Below are 4,370 nucleotides of genomic sequence, written 5' to 3' on the forward strand. Positions count from 1 at the left end.
TTTCGTTGCCTTGATCGAGAGGAGGTGACCTGATATTTTCGTAGTTCTGGGAGAAATTCTTGGCAGAAATCATCAATATCACAGAAGAGATCGAGTAGACTAAGCATGGGTTGGGACTCCTAAAACCGTGTTGTAAGCTAACTCAGTTTACCGGAATCCCGACCCGACCTTATCCCGAACTCACGTTAAAATAGCGAACTCCACGCTTTCCAGGTAGATCGTCTTGGGGCATCCCGACTCAAAGTGAAGCTGATCTAATCGCTCCCACTTGCCCGATTTCTTGGATTCAAGAGACGTAGCCACTCGACGATTGGATTTGAGAGCAGTGACAAAGTCCTTCTTGACCTTCGCCTTCATGAAAACGAGGGTATCTGCTGCCGCGAACCAGGTATCCATCAGAACGTATTGGAACGAGATTTGTTTGTCCTTGGCTCGTTGAATCATGGCCCGTGCCAGATCGTTTTTGGTGACTTCGCTGACAAACTTGCCCTTACCCGTCTTGGGATCTACCTCCCATTTGGTTTTGGTAACGATCTCAAAATCCAGGGGAAGATTCATCTCGTTGCTATGGTAGACGCATGAGAGCAGGTTGATTCCCTTGACGCTTCGCCCTAGGCAGTGGTCAAAGTGCCAGCAGATAATCTCGTTTTCATCCGTGTAAGGCTTCTCCTCAACACTATCATCTAGAATGAGAACTCCCTTTGGTGACTCACAGGCTCGGATATGAGGTTTGACGATCTTCCACAGTGTTTTCTGGTCGAAGGTATTTTGGCTCAGCATTCTGGTGACTTGGTCATGGCTGATCTGATCGGGCAGCAATGCAGCAAGTCCAGTGGCTGTTGTCTGCCCAAAAGAGCAGAGCAGATAGTCGGTGTAGAGGTCGAGCAGACGTGAAGTCGTCATGGGGTCAAACCCATTTTATCAAATCGTCACTGCGTAAGGTGAGTAAGGAAGAGACAAAGAGTTTTTATAAAAAAGTTCTTTCGCCTGTAACACTTGAAGGCTTTCGCGCTATTCGTTGGTGTAAGCGATGAAATCGCTCACCTGAACGTGGAGACCAGCAGCCTCCCAGCCATATTGCTTACCGAAAGCGACCAAAAAAATGCACACACGTCTGACAACATTTCTGGCTCTGATGTCCCTGGGAACAGCCATGACTTTGATGGGCTGTGGCGGCACCTCGCCTTCAGACAGCCCTACACCTGATCCAAATGCCGTGGTGGAGAATGCGCTCATCGCACCGGTTCCTCAAGGTGCCTCCACCGCATTACCTGACTCCTATCCTTCTGGCACGTCCGATCCTTCGGACGCTGTTGACGGGGAGGTGACGCGAGCAACCAAATACAAGGACTCGCCGAATGGCTTCAAGTTCCCCAATTGTACATGGGGTGCTGATGTGATCACCTATGGGAAAGGATGGGCTTTACAGTTCTCATCTAAACGTCCCAGAAACGCTATTAACTGGATCGATCCCACCGTTTTAGCCAATGCAGGTCTTTCCAGTGAACCAGGAGCAGGCAGCCTGATGGTGCTTCGGAATAGTTCTTCGGGGCATGTTGCTTATGTCTGGGAGGTCGTTGGAACCTCCAGTTCAGGAAACACTGTCATCTCAGTTCTCCACACTAATTGGCCTTACGGTGAGCGAATTAGTGATGCTTTGTACCGTACCTACTTTGTTATCTCTGCAAATCGTAGGAGTGCTACCCCAGCTTATTCAGTCAATGGAAAGGTTTCTTACGGAAAAACGGTTCCGCTCGCTGGCTTTCTCTATCGTCGGTAATTCACCCGGTCGGAGGAGCATCCACTCCTCCGACCAAAAGGATCAATCCTCATGAAAAATCTCATCACCATCTGTGCACTCTTCGGCCTGTGTACAGTTCTGCCCGTCATTTCCGGCTGTGGGCCGGGTTCAAAGTTGACCGAGATTGTTGCACCAACACGTGCTCGGTTGAGCTTCAAGTTACACTGGTCCGCGCGACCAAAGACAATAGTCGTTCCGAAGACACGAGCCATTCCGGAGAATGCCTTCTCGGTAGAGTTTACGCTCACGCCTGTCAACGGTGTAGCAGTCACCCGTACAACACAGCGCCCGGATAGTGAGGGTCCAGTAGATACAACAACAACTTTCGATAACGTGCCGGGAGGTTCAGCCACTGTTATGGCTATCATCCGCGACGCCAGTAATACAGAAATCGGTAGAACCAATCAAATTCCCCTGAATGTGGTGGCCGGTCAGAATACTGAAGTACAACTGACACTAATCTCTACGACAGATACAAATACAGGAAGTGTTACCGTAACGATCGTCGAAAATGACGTACCTCCGATTGACGTACCTCCGGTTGATGTACCTCCGGTTGACGTACCTCCGGTTGATGTACCTCCGGTTGACGTACCTCCGGTTGACGTACCTCCGGTTGACGTACCCCCGGTTGACGTACCTCCGGTTGACGTACCCCCGGTTGACATACCCGTAACGCACCAAACTCGAATTGCGATTTCATTTTCGCCTTCACAGCCACGGTATCCACGCGGTACGCCTATCGAGCTACGGGCCAAACTCTATTCGCCTGAAGACCTCAGAGCAAAACGCCAGAAAGCTCACTTTATCGAGGAGTGGACGGTACAGGGAACCACTCGCAAAAAGAGTCGAGATCTCGGCGATAGCTCCACGGATGATAGCGGCATCGCACGTTTCAAATACACGGTAACTGAAGATCCGCTGAAAGACGATGTTAAAATCCGCGTTTCTTACGATGGTAAAGACACCTCCGATGGCACCAACGGATGGATGGCACACTCTAATTTTGGCGACCTACCCATAGGCCGACTTTAACAAAAGCAGGTGGCCAGAATATTCTGGCCACCTGCCTGTAACGTTTCTTACGTTCGCGCTATTAGTTCATGACACTCCGGGATACGGAGATCGTCTGGAGGAATCCCAATGATCGAATTGATCGTGGCTATCGCCACCCTCGCCGTTCTATCGGCGATCCTTTCCCCTCTCTTCTCAAGAGGACAGTCGCGTCGTGTCGGGGCAGTAGCAGCCGCAGGGACGATGGCTATGTGCCTGACTGCCCTTCCCACGCAGGCTCAGGGGCTCCCTGACATTTGGTCTGGACGTGCAAAATGCACCATCGAAAACCGTGCCCTTGGTAGCGCGTTCGGTATGCACTTCATTGCGACCTATGCCGAAAGCCCAACGTCGCTCCTGACCTACTATATCTCCAACAACGCTAATGGGTCAGCCACAGGCTTGGCGATTACCCGTGACGGTATCAACTTTACCAACATGGGAGTTGTACTCACTCAGGGGCCCAATGTGTTTGATAATCGGCTGGCATCGTTCCCTGGTGTTGCAGCGCTGGACGGAAGTCGGATCGCCATGGTGTACGAAGCGGCTGGTAAGTCCTCGTCATATCCTGGTGATATTGGTCTGGCGCTCTCCAGCAATGGACGTCAGTTCACGAAAGACCCGAGTCCGATCCTGGTTCATGCTCGTCGTCAGCCCGGTGACGCGAACCTCAATTTGAACTGGGAGCGTAACAACATCGGAACTCCGTCGCTGGTTGTCGTCGGCAACACCCGGTACCTGTTCTACCACGGCTTCGGTAAGAGCTGGGAGAGTGGTAGCCCGGATGACTGCCAGGTAGGTGTCGCCGTGGGGACTGACCTTCGCAACATGACCCGGTACTCGGGCAACCCGATTATAAAAACAGGTGCCCGTGGCACCTGGGATTCAGGAAGCATCGGTCGGCGTTCGATCCAGCGGGGTAGTGACGGCTGGTGGTACCTCGTGTATGAGGGATCTACGGATCAGCCATACGACCGTGCAAGCTGGTCTACCGGGCTTGCCCGTAGCCGGGATCTGTTGAACTGGCAAAAGTTTTCCGGGAATCCCATTTTGCCCCGAACAGCGTCCGGGTTCGGCTACGATGGCCCCGAACTGGTTCTGCTCAACGGACGCACCTACATCTACTTCCGCAATGGTGCGACCTATCGCGCCATCGTTAGCTGGCGGTAAAGAGAATCCGGGCTGGTCGGCTCCCCTCCCGGCCAGCCCTTTCAGCCCGTGTAACGAAAGCTAGCCGGGCTACTATCAGGGGGTGGAGGTTCCGTTTCGTCATGAAAAACACTCGTCTTCTGTGCGCTCTGAGTGCACTCTCTCTCGCCGCCGCCCTTGTCGGTTGCGGCGGCGGATCGCCGGAGCAGGTGCAACCTGTCGGTGAGACCACCCGCGCTGTGACTGTTCCCAGAAAAGGGTTCCAGGTGGTGCTGCTTCCTTATTGGAACAGCAACAGCGTCAGCAACTTCCTAAGCGTCGCCAAGAACAGCCGCGCTCCACAGATCGAGTTCTCGTTCCTGCCCTT

Annotated in this window: 4 protein-coding genes and 1 pseudogene; 4 read left to right on the forward strand and 1 reads right to left on the reverse strand. The window is 52.8% G+C overall.

Annotation, left to right across the window (positions count from 1 at the left end):
• Positions 1-180: 180 nt before the first annotated feature.
• On the reverse strand, positions 181-903 hold the full coding sequence (locus RMO15_RS13640; RefSeq protein WP_309713511.1) for a transposase: 723 nt from the start codon (positions 901-903) through the stop codon (positions 181-183).
• 199 nt (positions 904-1,102) lie between these two features.
• On the opposite strand from RMO15_RS13640, the gene RMO15_RS13645 reads away from it, so the two are divergent.
• The 4 genes and pseudogenes from RMO15_RS13645 to RMO15_RS13660 all read left to right on the forward strand — a co-directional run.
• A complete protein-coding gene (locus RMO15_RS13645; RefSeq protein WP_309713513.1) occupies positions 1,103-1,780 on the forward strand; it encodes a CHAP domain-containing protein in 678 nt (225 codons plus the stop codon).
• A gap of 51 nt (positions 1,781-1,831) precedes the next feature.
• Positions 1,832-2,836, forward strand: coding sequence for a hypothetical protein (locus tag RMO15_RS13650; RefSeq protein ID WP_309713515.1), 1,005 nt, complete (start codon positions 1,832-1,834; stop codon positions 2,834-2,836).
• Positions 2,837-2,944: 108 nt separating this feature from the next.
• Positions 2,945-4,024 (forward strand): hypothetical protein, encoded by a 1,080-nt coding sequence (locus tag RMO15_RS13655; protein WP_309713518.1) that lies wholly within the window; start codon positions 2,945-2,947, stop codon positions 4,022-4,024.
• 101 nt (positions 4,025-4,125) lie between these two features.
• Positions 4,126-4,370 (forward strand): annotated as a pseudogene (locus RMO15_RS13660) (hypothetical protein); the annotation flags it as partial.

Origin of the sequence: Armatimonas sp. (assembly GCF_031410135.1) — a bacterium.
In the GTDB taxonomy this organism is placed as follows: Bacteria; Armatimonadota; Armatimonadia; order Armatimonadales; family Armatimonadaceae; genus Armatimonas.